Annotated in this window: 18 protein-coding genes; 5 read left to right on the top strand and 13 right to left on the bottom strand. The window is 35.0% G+C overall.

What is annotated here, in order from left to right:
- The first annotated feature begins 29 nt into the window (after positions 1–29).
- Positions 30–953 (top strand): quinolinate synthase NadA, encoded by a 924-nt coding sequence (nadA, locus tag KN1_RS02770; RefSeq protein WP_420857161.1) that lies wholly within the window; start codon positions 30–32, stop codon positions 951–953.
- Here nadA and KN1_RS02765 read toward each other — a convergent pair.
- The 6 genes from KN1_RS02765 to KN1_RS02740 all read right to left on the bottom strand — a co-directional run bounded on the left by KN1_RS02765 (position 925) and on the right by KN1_RS02740 (position 6299).
- The gene (locus KN1_RS02765; protein ID WP_221289311.1) at positions 925–2052 is read right to left on the bottom strand and encodes an aminotransferase class V-fold PLP-dependent enzyme; all 1128 of its coding nucleotides are present in this window, start codon (positions 2050–2052) and stop codon (positions 925–927) included. The genes nadA and KN1_RS02765 overlap by 29 nt on opposite strands.
- The gene (locus tag KN1_RS02760) at positions 2039–3760 is read right to left on the bottom strand and encodes an AMP-binding protein (RefSeq protein ID WP_221290496.1); all 1722 of its coding nucleotides are present in this window, start codon (positions 3758–3760) and stop codon (positions 2039–2041) included. Before KN1_RS02760 ends, KN1_RS02765 begins: the two co-directional genes overlap by 14 nt.
- Position 3761: 1 nt before the next feature.
- Positions 3762–4640, bottom strand: coding sequence for a hypothetical protein (locus tag KN1_RS02755; RefSeq protein ID WP_221289310.1), 879 nt, complete (start codon positions 4638–4640; stop codon positions 3762–3764).
- Between the two features lie 77 nt (positions 4641–4717).
- Positions 4718–5194 (bottom strand): NOB1 family endonuclease, encoded by a 477-nt coding sequence (locus tag KN1_RS02750; protein ID WP_221289309.1) that lies wholly within the window; start codon positions 5192–5194, stop codon positions 4718–4720.
- A complete protein-coding gene (locus KN1_RS02745) occupies positions 5194–5937 on the bottom strand; it encodes an NAD(+)/NADH kinase (protein WP_221289308.1) in 744 nt (247 codons plus the stop codon). The genes KN1_RS02750 and KN1_RS02745 overlap by 1 nt, the downstream gene beginning before the upstream one ends.
- 5 nt (positions 5938–5942) lie before the next feature.
- Entirely contained in the window at positions 5943–6299 is a 357-nt protein-coding gene (locus tag KN1_RS02740; RefSeq protein WP_221289307.1) for a hypothetical protein, read from the bottom strand.
- An 87-nt stretch (positions 6300–6386) separates the two neighbouring features.
- Here KN1_RS02740 and KN1_RS02735 point away from each other — a divergent pair, with 87 nt between their 5' ends.
- Both KN1_RS02735 and KN1_RS02730 read left to right on the top strand, forming a co-directional pair.
- Complete coding sequence (locus KN1_RS02735; RefSeq protein ID WP_420857160.1) at positions 6387–7370, top strand: NAD(P)/FAD-dependent oxidoreductase; 984 nt, start codon at positions 6387–6389, stop codon at positions 7368–7370.
- A gap of 53 nt (positions 7371–7423) precedes the next feature.
- Positions 7424–8185 (top strand): methyltransferase domain-containing protein, encoded by a 762-nt coding sequence (locus KN1_RS02730; RefSeq protein ID WP_225905760.1) that lies wholly within the window; start codon positions 7424–7426, stop codon positions 8183–8185.
- Here KN1_RS02730 and KN1_RS02725 read toward each other — a convergent pair.
- From KN1_RS02725 to KN1_RS02715, 3 genes are read right to left on the bottom strand one after another with little or no spacing between them, the layout of a single operon-like run.
- Complete coding sequence (locus tag KN1_RS02725; protein WP_221289305.1) at positions 8093–8572, bottom strand: DUF371 domain-containing protein; 480 nt, start codon at positions 8570–8572, stop codon at positions 8093–8095. The two genes, KN1_RS02730 and KN1_RS02725, sit on opposite strands and share 93 nt — an antisense overlap.
- On the bottom strand, positions 8565–8834 hold the full coding sequence (locus KN1_RS02720; RefSeq protein ID WP_221289304.1) for a YhbY family RNA-binding protein: 270 nt from the start codon (positions 8832–8834) through the stop codon (positions 8565–8567). The genes KN1_RS02725 and KN1_RS02720 overlap by 8 nt, the downstream gene beginning before the upstream one ends.
- Positions 8785–9096, bottom strand: coding sequence for a ribonuclease P protein component 4 (locus KN1_RS02715; protein WP_420857156.1), 312 nt, complete (start codon positions 9094–9096; stop codon positions 8785–8787). Before KN1_RS02715 ends, KN1_RS02720 begins: the two co-directional genes overlap by 50 nt.
- Positions 9097–9115: 19 nt before the next feature.
- Here KN1_RS02715 and KN1_RS02710 point away from each other — a divergent pair, with 19 nt between their 5' ends.
- Entirely contained in the window at positions 9116–9784 is a 669-nt protein-coding gene (locus tag KN1_RS02710) for a 16S rRNA methyltransferase (protein WP_221289303.1), read from the top strand.
- On the opposite strand, the gene KN1_RS02705 is transcribed toward KN1_RS02710, so the two are convergent.
- The 3 genes from KN1_RS02705 to KN1_RS02695 all read right to left on the bottom strand — a co-directional run bounded on the left by KN1_RS02705 (position 9761) and on the right by KN1_RS02695 (position 11970).
- On the bottom strand, positions 9761–10357 hold the full coding sequence (locus KN1_RS02705) for a hypothetical protein (RefSeq protein WP_221289302.1): 597 nt from the start codon (positions 10355–10357) through the stop codon (positions 9761–9763). The genes KN1_RS02710 and KN1_RS02705 overlap by 24 nt on opposite strands.
- 62 nt (positions 10358–10419) lie before the next feature.
- Positions 10420–10575 carry a hypothetical protein gene (locus tag KN1_RS02700; RefSeq protein ID WP_221289301.1) on the bottom strand — a complete coding sequence of 52 codons (156 nt, stop codon included), beginning with the start codon at positions 10573–10575 and terminating at the stop codon, positions 10420–10422.
- A gap of 357 nt (positions 10576–10932) precedes the next feature.
- Positions 10933–11970: a hypothetical protein gene (locus KN1_RS02695; RefSeq protein WP_221289300.1), complete on the bottom strand. Its 1038-nt coding sequence runs from the start codon at positions 11968–11970 to the stop codon at positions 10933–10935.
- 60 nt (positions 11971–12030) lie between these two features.
- Here KN1_RS02695 and KN1_RS02690 point away from each other — a divergent pair, with 60 nt between their 5' ends.
- A complete protein-coding gene (locus tag KN1_RS02690) occupies positions 12031–12705 on the top strand; it encodes a hypothetical protein (RefSeq protein WP_221289299.1) in 675 nt (224 codons plus the stop codon).
- A gap of 3 nt (positions 12706–12708) precedes the next feature.
- Here the strand turns inward: KN1_RS02690 and KN1_RS02685 are convergent, their stop codons facing one another.
- The gene (locus KN1_RS02685) at positions 12709–13575 is read right to left on the bottom strand and encodes a menaquinone biosynthesis family protein (protein WP_221289298.1); all 867 of its coding nucleotides are present in this window, start codon (positions 13573–13575) and stop codon (positions 12709–12711) included.

The following is a 13575-nucleotide window of genomic DNA, read 5'->3' as shown; positions in this document are numbered from 1 at the left end:
GAGGTATGATCTCTGCTCAATCCAACATAATGGCCGAAATAAAGAAATTGAAAAAAGAGAAGAATGCTATTATCCTTGGACATAACTATATGGAGTATGGTGTCCAATTAGTCTCAGATTTTACCGGAGATTCTTATGACTTAGCGGTTAAGGCTATGAAAACCGACGCTAAAATGATTGTATTTGCCGGAGTTTATTTCATGGCCGAACAAGCTGCAGCACTAAATCCGGATAAGAAAGTACTTTCACCTGATCCAAATGCTGGGTGTTCTCTGTCGGACTCTTTAGACGTAGAGACGTTAAAGAGATATAAGAGTATCTATCCCGATGCACCAGTAGTCCTATACATTAATACTAGTATATACACTAAGGCGTTAGCTGATTATATAGTCACGTCGTCTACAGCTGTAAAGGTAGTAAGTAAACTTGATGCTAAGAACATAATTTTTGGCCCCGATGTGAACCTAGCAAATTTTGTAGAGCAAAAGACTGGTAAAAAGCTAATTAAGGTCCCCCCAAACGGTAGGTGTATTGTTCATGCAAGTTATACAAAACAGTTAGTAACGTTAGCCAGAAGAAAATACCCAAATGCTCTATTAATGGCACACCCCGAAAGTCCTATAGAAATTTTAGACGCAGCGGACTTCGTTGGTTCAACTAATCAGATGATAAAATTTGCCAAAGAGAACCCAAATAAAGAATTTATCGTTGCCACTGAGTTAGGCATGATAAACGCGTTAAAAATCCAAGTCCCTGAAAAGGTCTTTTACCCCTTAGTGACCACTGAGGCGTGTGGGTGTGCAAGGTGTCCTTATATGGCTATGGTAACTTTAGAAAAGATTAAGAGGTCATTAGAAGAAGAAGTTTATGAAGTTAAAGTACCAACCGACGTAGCTGAGAAAGCCAAAGAGGCATTTGAGAGGACTATGAAAATTCTTGAGAATACTTCCTAATTTCTTCCATTAGTTTGTCTACTTCTTCATACGTGTTGTAAAAATGTGTTGATATCCGTATACCCTTTCCTCTGGGTGATACTATCATTTTCTTCTTCGATAAATATTCTGTAATCCTTTTCGGTTCGCTCATTTTTATTACCACAATTCCAGCTTTCTTTTTCTCCGGTGTTATTACTTCTAAATTGTTTTCTTTGGCTAATTTGATCACATAAGAAGAAAGGGAACTGACCTTGTTGAATATCTCTTCCTTATTTTGGTTAATGATTTCACATGATTTGGCCAAGCCTAAATTGGATGCTACATCAATTGTACCTATCTCAAACCGCCTGGGTCCTCTTTCTAAATAAAACCTTTCAGGATCAAATTCTAAGAAGATTGACGAAGTCTTCCAGCCATAAAATGGGGGGTCTTCTAGTAACCCTTTCTTTACATAGAAGAACCCAGAGCCCTGCGGGCTCATTAACCATTTATATCCACCTGCAACAGCAAAGTCTATATCCAAGTTTTTTACATCAACTTCTGTAGCTCCAGCACTCTGTATTATATCTAGGAGGACATATGCTCCTACTCGCCTTGCTTCTTTAACAATTTTATTTACATCTACCTTTACCCCCGTACTAAAGCTTACGTGGCTGAGACTTACTATTCTAGTGTTCCCATCTATCTTTGAAATGATATCGTCTTCTATCGTTTCTGGAGACGCCCTCGCTATTCTCAGTTCTACGCCCTTAATTCTAGATATTTTAATAAAAGGGTATACGGTTGCGGGGAACTCAATGTTATCGGTAACTACGTTTTCCCCTTTTTTTAAGTCTATCCCGTGTGCCACTATATTGATCCCGTAAGAAGTATTAGGAATTAAAGAAATAGTATTAGGTTCCGCATTTATTAGTTTGCCTATTTTTTCTCTAATGTGATAAAAATCATCTGACTCTTCCTCATTAACGGCTATTGTCCCCTTAAGCATAACATTCATTAAATACTTATTTACCTCTAGATACACTGGCAAGGGTGTAGGTGATATAGCCGCATGATTAAGGTAAACTAGGTGGTGTGTTAAAGGTACGTTATCTCTGAATTTCTCACTGAAGCTCATTTTTTACAGCCTCTTTTATATCGTTAATTACGTCAGGGTCTTCAAGGATTGTAGGGTCTACTTCTTTACCCAACATTAGATCTCTTAGCATCCTCCTAACTACCTTACCGCTTTTAGATTTAGGCAGCCTATTTATTCTAATCACCTTGTCTACTAGGTAAATAGGCCCTAACGAGTCCCTTATTTTTTCTTTTATCTTTTCTTCATGTACGTTACTATCTCCAACTACGAAGATTACCATCTTCTCTCCTTTTATTTCGTCTGGTATACCTACTACAGCAACTTCCTTTATTCCTTCTATTTCCATCAGTAAGTTCTCTACTTCTCCGGAAGTGATCCTGTGTCCGGCTATCTTGATCATATCATCGCTTCTCCCTACTATTTTTATATAAGGAGTATCTATTATTCCAATATCACCAGTATCATGGTACCCGAATTTGGAAAAATAAGACTTGAATTTTTCCTTGTTGTTTAACACGCCAATGAACTGTGTGGGAAAAGGTGTTTTACAAACTAAATACCCGGGCCTATTATAAACCGGTTTTCCCTCATCGTCTACCGTCTCCAACAGCGCACCTGGAAACGGTACACCGGCATAACCCGGTTTAGGCTCTATTCCATCTAGTGAATATGGTATACCTACTACGTAACCTAATTCCGTTTGGCCGTATACGTCTGTTACTCTATCAGCAAAAGTTTTAGCGTATTCCCATGTCTGTTCATCAAAAATCTCTCCAGCAGTAGCCAAGTAGTCCACTCTCGGTAACTTCAAGCCGTACTTTCTTAATGTCCTCAGTAGGGTAGGTGAGGTGAACAATACCTTTGGTCTCATTTCGTCGAGGATCTTTACCAATCTCTCCTTGGGATAGTCTGGAGCTCCCTCCATGAACACAAAAGTAGAGCCGTGTAGTAGTGTACCATACATTATCCTTGAGAACGTAATCCACCCCATGTCTGAGGTAGTTAGTACAACGTCTCCAGGTTTTAGGTTAAACATTAAATCAAAAACTGTAAAATCACCCACCATCCAGGCACCGTGAGGTAGTATTATCCCTTTAGGCTTCCCGGTGGTTCCAGAAGTATACATTACCTTTAGAGGTTCATTAGCTTCTATTTGTTCAGCCTTTACTTTTTCCTCGTTAAAGCCGAGCAAATCCTCAAGTTCTTCACTATCTTTCTTTTCTCTAAAGTTCAAATTTCCCTTAAATAAGAGGGGAATTCTATTGCCTCTACGTACAGTATAGGTAGCAGTTATTTTAAAGTCGGGTTGGAAGTCCTCTAATCTTTTTTTAATTGCCTCCTCACCTAATCCTGCAAAAATGATGGTATAAATTGCCCCTATCCAGGCTGAAGCTAATACAGAGATAATTCCTTGAAGGGTATTAGGAGTATAAATTGCTATCTTAGAGCCTTTTTTTAAGCCCTTATTTGCCAAAATAAAGGCCAAATGTTTTACGGCTCTTTCGAGATCCCTAAATGCGAGTTCGACCTTTTTATTATCTTCACTATACCAGACAAGTGCTTCACCGCTATGGGAGACCGAGTTAAAAGATATGTTAGTTTTTCCATTTACGAACCACTTCCCAGTATAGCCTTGTTTGATGAGTGTTGAGTCCCATCTGTCGAACCATTTAAGTTTTTCAGCATATTGGTTCCAATACCATTCAGGTTTTTCTAAGGCTTTTTGGTAAACGGCAAAATAATCCATTTTACTCAATTTTTATCTTAGGTATTTTCCACTTATTATCTTTGAATATTTCAAAAGGGATGCTAAAACCATGAGCGTAATTTAGGTCTTTTACTGCTAAAATTATTTCTCCAGTATTTTTATCTAAAATATTTTTTAAGTTTTCTTTATCTGTATGGTATTCAGCAAGGTATTCTCCGTTGTCTAGTTGTGCAGACCATACTAGGTACGGATTATCAACTATTTTCCTTGACTTTATGTCTATAATATAATTAGTTTTACCTAATGTATACATAAAGCCGTGCAGAGTGGCTTTAATGTGCTTGTAATGTAAGTTTCTCCAGTAAGGTATAGACGGGTTCACTTGAATACTTGTAAGTAAGTCTACGTCTTTTTTATCTAGATTAATAAACTTCCTTGAAGGGACTGAAATATATACATCTTTTCTGTTACATATCCATTTTCTAACATCGAAATTATAACAGTTTTCATCATTTATAAATCTGAAACTTTGTAAAACTAAATTGACAGAACAATCCATGTTTAATTTTTTAAATATCTCTTCATAATTGGTCTTAGCTTCTTCAAAAACAGTGGGATTCGTATAAAATATTAATAAAAACGAGTTGTCTTCAATATCGCCTCTAAATATATTAGCTAACGGTCCTGCTAATTTTTTTGCCTTACTATATGTTATTACAGATTTTTCGCACCAGATTACGGCTTTCCAGAGACCAAGTTTTTCAGTATTTAAAATAGGGAAAACTGATATTTGGTATTCATGGAATAATGAGAGAAGTAAGGAGTAGACGTTATTTAAAGGTTCTTTCAACAGCTTAGAAATTAAATGGGGGTTTAAGCCTACTAATTTTATGAATTTAATAAGCTCACTATAATTCAACTCTAAAAAATTTAGCACGGTAAAAATAAAAATTTTTCTTCAAAATGCTGGCGGATATTAGAAGAATTTTATTCGTTTTATTTTTCTCTTATCATGACTATTTTATGTCCACAGTAAGGACATTCTATATAGCAGGTATTAAAGATTCTGCCACATGCTGTACACTTGTACTTTGCTGTTTTCTTATTCCGTAATTTAAAGGACAATTTTACCGAATTAAATTCTATTCCTAAGTGCAGTAAGACATTTTGTACTCCTAAGTCATCTGTAAATACTATTGACGGTCTTAAATCGTAAGCAAGTGCTATTACACTAATATCAGTTTGAGAAAGCCCTTTCTCTTTAACTCGACTAATGGTACTTGTAACTTGGGCTAATGTACTTGATGAGGGCATAACTACGACTATTTTACCTGATTCCATTGACAACCTGAGTAAGTTAGATGACCTTAGATCCTTAACTTCATCGAGGACTAAAGGTGTAGTATAAACTTGTGGGAAAAGGTTTTGTAAACCTGCAAGAAATCCAGCTGTATCAAATATGATCTTTTTCATTATAAATAACCAAGGTTAATTTGTCTATAGAATCTTAATATTTTAGCTTTTCTGTCATGTTGTGTTATCATTGCTTCTTCATCCTCTCCGCTTCTTAGGTAACCAACCACTTCTCCGTCGACTACTACTTTAGCTATCTGGGGGCGTCCTTTATTCTCGAGCTTTACTCTTATTTTTTCCTTTATAGGAATAATAATGTTCCGCACGTCTGGAATTATACAGTTCATAAACGTGATCTCCAGTCCATTAATATCTCTGTGGAGTAATGTCCGCGTTGCTGAATAACTCCATGCCCAACTCCCTTGAGGGGTAGAAACAAGTACCCCGTCTCCCTCGAAAGTTACTTTTTTATCATGTATTATAACGCTTCCTAAAATAGTCTCTGGGTTATCGAAGAGGATTGCTACCTCATTAAAAGCTATAGCTCTAATCTGATCTGTTTTTATATCGAGCATAACGTATTCTTCGACAGTGTATTCTCCTTTAATTAATCGAGTAAAGACGTCTTTCACGTTTTCTGGGTTAACATCTAATAGAGCGGATCTCCTGCCAAACTTAATACCTATTATAGGAGAGTTAAATTTTACAGCTTTAAGAAACGTACCATCTCCACCTATTACTAAGACATAGTCTTGATCATTTTCTTCTGTAATTTTAAATCCCATTTCTTCAGCTATTTTCTTAACTTTCTCACTAAACTCTATTGCATCGGGCGAGTTTTTAGTAAGTATTTTGAGTAGCATCTACGTTAGTTATGATACTCCTTTAAAATAATAACATTTACCGTGAAAACTTTACTTTCATTAATTAGTTCTACTTCTCCGTGGTGATTTATGAGCCTCACCTTATAGATTTTTTGTTTTATCCCATTATACTTCAATGTTATCCAACTATTTACTCCCGACACTATTATAGTAGTCTTCCCGTTTAGTTTTAGTATCACGTGCTCGCTAGGTTTTAAAGTTAATACGGTCTTCTCGGGATTTTCACCTACATATTCTACTGCAGCCAGCATTATCTTTCTATAATAATATAACCACCCTCTCATAAGCAAGATGAGACCTAATGACATTGCAAAAAATAAAAGTGCGAACACAGCATACATAGTAATCTCTCATTATAAATTAATGTGAAGGTTTAAATAGTATAAGCAAAATGAAAAAATGGGGATTTGATTTTGGCAGAATTCGATATGGTAGTCATTGGTGGAGGTCCAGTAGGGCTGTATGCTACTTTTTATGCGGGTTTAAGGGATATGAAAGTAGCTCTTATAGATGCCCAAGACGAATTAGGAGGCCAGTTAGTTACTCTATACCCAGAGAAAATGGTTTATGATGTAGGAGGATTTCCGGGCATATTAGCCTATGACCTTGCGCAAAACTTAGTTGAACAAGCTAAAATGTTTTCACCGGAAATAAGAGTTAAAGAATGGGCTGATACCCTAGAGAGAACAAACGATAATATGTGGGTCGTAAAAACTGATAAGGGTACTGCTCTAAAAGCTAAGACTGTTCTCATCGCTGCGGGAATAGGGAAGATAACTCCATCAAGGTTAGGGGCTAAGGGTGAAGTAGAGTATGAGAATAAAGGAGTTTTCTATACTGTTAGGAGGAAAAAGGACTTCGAAGGGAAAAGGATATTAATAGTAGGTGGGGGTGACTCAGCAGTAGATTGGGCATTAACACTAGCCCCTATAGCTAAGTCCGTCACTCTTATACATAGAAGAGATCAGTTCAGGGCACATGAAAGAAGCGTGAAACAGTTATATCAAGTAGCTACGGTATATACGTGGCATGAGCTAAAAGAAGTCGAAGGTGATGGTAATAGAGTTACACGTGCTGTGATCTTCGACAACAGGACTAAGGAAGAAAAAACGTTAGACGTTGATGCAGTGATAATAAGTATAGGTCATAAAGGAGACTTAGGCAATATGTTAAAGTGGGGTCTCAACATGAAAGGTAGAGATATATTAGTAAACGCTAAGATGGAAACTAATTTGCCTGGAGTTTATGCATCAGGCGATATTGCGAACCAAGAAGGAGCTCCCAAATTAGCTTTAATAGCGGTGGGATTTGGGCAAGCTGCTATAGCTGTTAGTGTAGCAAAGAAATATGTTGATCCAAACGCTTCGTTATTTGCAGGACACAGCTCAGAAATGGATAAATTTAAGAAATAAGATATATGACAAATTCTTTTTATCTTCTTTCTTGCTTTAATTATTAAGTCAAAGTGGCACCTAAGAAGATTACTCCCAGACTTAGTGATATAATACGTGGAGTAAGAAGTTATTATATAATAGGAGATATAGCTCTTGTTTCACCCAAAGATGATATAAATAAAGAGGAACTGGCTAAAGTCCTTTTACAAATAAATCCGCGTATAAAATCCGTTTTTATCCGTAAGAAGGTTGGCGGTGAGTTAAGGATAAACGAATTAGACTTCGCTGGAGGAGAATACAAAACTACCACTATATATAAGGAAAGCGGTTTACGTTTTAAGGTAGATATTTCTAAGGTATACGTTAATGTTTCACTCTCGTCGGAGAGAGATAGGCTAGAAAGTGAGGTTGAGTGCAAAAGGGTTATAGGTGATTTATTTGCTGGTTACGGTGCTATAGCAATTCATTTAGCTAGAAAGTGTGGTTATATCGTAGCAGGTGACTTAAACATCGATGGTTTAGTACTCCTTAAAGAATCTATACTTTTAAATAAGTTGAAAGGTTCTATAGATATAGTTCAGTATGACGCTCACTATTTACCTTTTAGAGATAAAAGTATTGACATAGGTATTGCCGACAACCCTACTATGATTAGCTCCTTTAAGGACGAAATATGTAGAGTTGCACGGGAGGTTATTTTTTACATTCTGTGTCATTCTGAAGAGGAGGCTTCGAGATATTTAGGAAAAACTGATTGGATAAAAGTTAACGATTATTCTAAAGATCTCTTCGTCTTTAAGGGCAGAGTCAGATGTAACGAGGAAAAGCAATAATTCTGAGCCTTTCTGGAGTTTCTGAACTATTTTTCTATCAACATCTTTAGCTGCCTTGTTTGCGTTTATCATTACGGTAGCATCGGAAATAAAAGTTGACCTCCTCAGGATTATTTTATTAGGATCAGATAAAGTGAATTTACTTGATCCTTTTCCTGCTATTAAATCGTATAAACCATCCACTACAATTATGGCGTAAACGTAAGTGTCGTCCTTCCTCAACTCCTCTTTCAGTCTATCAGAAAGTTCCGCAGCACCTTTAGTTGCGTTAATTCCTATTATACAGTCTCCATTAGGAGTTAAATAGTCATCTTTCGTTACCTCTAGAGTGGTCTTGTGAATACCTCTTACATTATAATGACCTTCAGCTTTTATTAACTCAATCATCTTTCTTAGCTAGTATAAATGTATACCCTCTTACCTCTATCAATCTTGCGCCAACTTTTTCCGCAATTTCTTTAGCAAATTCACGTCTATCTTCTATTTCGATCCCTATTTTTACCTTCACCACCTTATGTTCCTTAAGCCTTCTCTTTATCTCGTTTATTACTTCTTCAGTAACTCCTTTTTTACCTATCCTTATCTCAGCATGACTGGCCTTAGCTTCCTTTATCAGTTTTTTTAACGGGATATCTTCTGATCCAACCACAACATACACATGATACTACGATGACTTTATTTTTTATTCTCCTTCTCTCCGTTAATCCTGGAATTAATGGTGTAAAACATTTTCTGCAGAATTTTCGTTTATATTTTAAGGGTAACTTAAATTTATACTTGTTAGCGTAATTTACAGCTAAGCTTACGTATCGTCTAGCTAAATCCAGCTCGTTCTTTTCAGCCTCTTTTATCGCAAGGTCTATTAATTCAATAGCTCTTCTCTTATGTTCTTTCATTACTTTTATTTTCATTAGTCTTAACTCAAGCTTTATGGGAAAAATTAATCTTATCTTGTTGGATTCCTCCTTAGAACTAGTCCCTAAGGAACTTTTATCTCATCCTTCTGTGATTTCAAATGCTAAGAAAAAAGGAAAAGACCCCAAGTTTGTACTTTTGGATAAGTCATTACATTATAAAGCTATGTCGAGGTTAAAAGATAAGGAAAAAAGAGGCAGACCCGACATAGTTCACTTAGCCATGTTGAATTTTCTATTTTTAGAGGACGAAATTAAAGGTGATTTTTTCCTTCACACAATAGACGGTAAAATAATACGTGTTAGCAATAAGACAAGAATTCCGAAAAACTATAATAGGTTTACGAGTTTAATGGAGCAACTGTTAAGGTATAAGAGAGTACCAGTTAATTCTAATGAACCATTGATGGAAATTACAGATTTAACATTAAAATCTTTAAAGAAAAAGTATAAACTTGCGGTTCTGTCGGAGGGCGGTGAAAAAGTCCCAATCCGTGATATTTGCGAATTAGGCGATAGCTGGCTTATAGGTGTCGGGGCTTTTCCTCATGGTGATTTTTCCGACGAGGTAAAAGCTAACGCGGATAGATTTCTTTCAATCGGGGATAATGTTTTAGAAACATACCAAGTGATATGCAGGTTGTCTACGGTATGTCTTTCATTACTTGGTCTTATTAGAGTTTGAAGAGTTAGGGATCTTTGCTTTAACTAGTATTATCCCACCAGGGGTAGGGTTTAGTGAAAGGACTTCGAAGCCATATTCTTCAAGAATTCTCTTTAGAATGATAGATGCACATGTAGTAGATTCTAAGCCAAACCCTGTACCCGTAATCCTAATATCTATTGTTTCACCGTTTTGTTTTATCGATATATCTTTGACTGGAATTAGTTCTTTTATCTTCTCATATAATTCTATTAGATCTGATAGGTCGCTAGCTTTAGTCCTTAAATAAGACGCTAACTGTACACCGGTTATTTCACAGATTTCAGATGCCTTATTTTTATCGTGTTCATAAGCTAGCTTAACGATGTTCTCTAAATACCACACAGTAACTGGTACTATTTCTAAATCTTTTATAGTTTTGTAATATTCTACTAGCGAATTCAACGTTTCTGAATCTCCACCTTCTTTTAAGATCTCTAGGACAGCTTTTAACGCTAAATTGGTAATTGCATACATAGTATATCCTTTTTTCTTTACTTCTTGCTCTAATTCCTCTATTAATTCAGCATCTGCAGCTAGGTTAGCTCTCGGCACTAACTATCACAGTAATTTATTTTTAAAAAGTGTGTTAAATAGCTTATCTTTATATAATTTTATTAAGAATGAGGTGTGAATAGAACTACATCTAACAGAACGAACAGTATAAGTAATATTACAAATCCTCCTAGATACCAATTATCATACCTAAATAGTGCTTTTATTAGATCCGTAAAGGAGTTAATCTCCACTTCATCCTTTTTATTTTCTGCCATCTTTATCCCCATTGTTGTTTTTACCTTTAAACTAATAAATTTTAATTAAATAGACAAGTCTTTCTCTAATTAACACTGTTTTTTAAGAATTTTATTTATATTATTATTTTATTTCAGAATTAATATTAAATAATTAAAAATTTTAAAATAATTGATCTGTAACAACTACTTTTTTATAGAGTCACATTAAAAATACTTTTTGTAGATTCGAGTATAACAGAAAATTATTTAGACATAAAAAGCATAATCATACATAGAAATTAATGTGGAAGAATACTTAAATAAAATAGCTAATGATATAGATAATTAAAATGCAAGAAAATTTGTATAATACTATTCTATAAGTTATTTATATAGCTAATACTGTATTACTAAATTATAAGGACCACGATAGTTAGTGCCTAATTCTGACATCGGGAGTTTTATTATATCTAATCCTAACTGCGAGAATATACTGCTGACGGATTTATCTGTTTCTTCCTTTATGACTACTTTATTATTAGTTATTAGAAAAGACATATCTTGACTATCTACAATTATAATTTTCTCATTTATCATGTTCAAAAAATCTTTTAGATTATACGTATATTTGTAGTGATAATTATCGGTGGTATACTCATATATATCAACCCTAGTTATGTTCAATATATCTCTGTTTACTAGTATATAATCTTCATTCAAAATTCTTAGAAAGGTCGAAAGAGGTAATTTATTGAAGTTATCACTAATGTAAAGCTCTGCTAGTATCGGGTACTTTAATCTAAATAACCTGGCTAATCCTTCTACGTTAGTAGAGCCTCCTATTTGTGCCAGTATCGAATTCCTATTTTTATCTATAATTATATCGTCGAAGTTTAATAAAGCAGGAGGATAGTCAGCAATTACAGGCTCTTGACCAGTCTCTTTACATAGAGAATAATAAATTAATTTTATCTCAGTTTTACTACTGTTAATTGAAGGATATCCTATTATAACTGCGTTATCGATAATTGCATATTTGTGAAGCCATAATAGTTCTCCTCTTATTTTTTCTGAAAATAAACGTAGCTTAGGGACACTTCTATTTGAGCTTTCTGAAAGTATTAAAGTAGGATTTAAAACAAAAAGATTACAAAGTGCATCTTTATCTAGAGAAGATATCGAGGACTTAAACTTTTCCTCCTCTAGTTTGCCTTCTCCGATGATAGTCATTGACTCCAATACTACTTCAATTAATTTTTCTTTGTCTATTATATTACAAATGTCTTTTACTTCTCCTAATTCGCCTAGAATTTTAATCAGATTCTCGAACTCGACTTGAGCCTTACTCGGTTCTACAAATTTTTCCAAGCCAAAATCAAAAGGATCTATGGATAATAAGTCCCATCTTCTAGGGTTAAAGACCAAAAATGCCATTACTGGTGATAAAACTACAAGAAAAATGTATAAAAAACTAATCCTATTACATAAAGTGTAATGCTAACGCATGTTCAACTTATACGTCAAATGAGGGTTCTGGGCGATAATTACGATTTAATCGCGTATTTAGTTAAAACAAATGTAGAAGATATAAGAAGGCTTGCAAACAGTATAAAAGACCTAAGCCTCACTCCGATAACTAAGTTTGATGGATTCTCTTTATGTAGAGGTTTAGTTAAGGATGACATTTTTAGGCTGAGCATTAAAAATAAGAAAATGCTTCTAATAGATCAAGAGCTTAAGACGATTGAGATCAGAAATTATTCAGGAAAACCAGAAGAATATGATCCATATTTAGATATATGGAGTCCTAATTACGACAGAAAGGCCGACTACATTTCTATAAGTTCCACCGAGTTCGGGGAAATAACAGCTAGTGCCAAAGGGAATACGGTAGATCAACTAAACCTGCTAAATATTAGGGGTTTCATAGTAGATTACGGTAAAAGAGATTTTTTCGTAGACGTTTTAACCTATGAAGAAGAAATCTTAGATGAATTAGAATATTTTCCGTTTATTAGAGTGGCATATAAGGTGATTAACCCTGAAAATATTATCCTTTATTTGATAGAATTATATGTACCAGAATGTTACATTAACTTGGTGATAAAAACAGTTGATTACATGTGTAGAGCTAAGTTATGTGAAAAAATAATAAGTTCCTCAGTCTGAGCCTCAAATAATATCTATTTCGAGTACCTTCGGTAGTATTCCTCTCTCAGCAGTTAATCTGTAAAAGGTTTCTAGCCCTCTTTTTACGTCACTCAAGGGCACGTTATACTCCTGTATATCTGCCCATATTGTCTTTCGTATAATTTCCTCCTCAATGTTTTCTTTATGTGCATCTCTCATAATTTCAGCATCCTTCTTAATTATTTCATCTAAATGTTTCTCAGCATAGGCTTTACTCCTGAGGTAAGCCTCTTTAAACTTTATAGCTATCTCCTTTCCTAAATCTTTATTTACTACTACCGTTCCCATAGGCATAGGTGAATCTCCTGCAATTTGTTTCCATAATTCCCACATGCTAGCTATTCTATGTACTTTTACGCCTAATTTTTCAAGTGCATACATCATTTTAAGCTCATGTACGGCTACTAACGCGTCCCCTTCTTTACCTAGCCCTTTTATTTCGTCTAAGACCTTTCTTATTATTACTAATTTTCTATATTTACCTACGAGAAGCCTATATAAAGTGTATGCAGTGGTGTTATGTCCGTGGACAATTATTCTTGAATTCTTTAAATCCTCTATTGTTAGCGGAGAAGTAGATAAAATAGGCATACCTGTTATTCCGTCAATTGCAGAAGCTACAGCTTCTCCGATTATATAATAATCTTGTTGAATATAAGGGTACATAGCCGCTGACGGTACAGCTACATCAACCTCTTTTTTTAATACTTTTTCATTAGTATCCTGTACTGTGCTGATGATTTCAAATTCAAGGTTTATTCCCTCTGGTTTTACTTTTCCTTCTATAAGAGGTATAAACGGATACAGATCTCCTGAATCTGCTAGTGGCCCAACTTTTATTGTTACCAT

The organism is Stygiolobus caldivivus, assembly GCF_019704315.1.
Taxonomy (GTDB): Archaea; Thermoproteota; Thermoprotei_A; order Sulfolobales; family Sulfolobaceae; genus Stygiolobus; species Stygiolobus caldivivus.
Note: the sequence above shows the minus strand (reverse complement) of the source record. Positions and strands in the feature narration are given on the sequence as shown.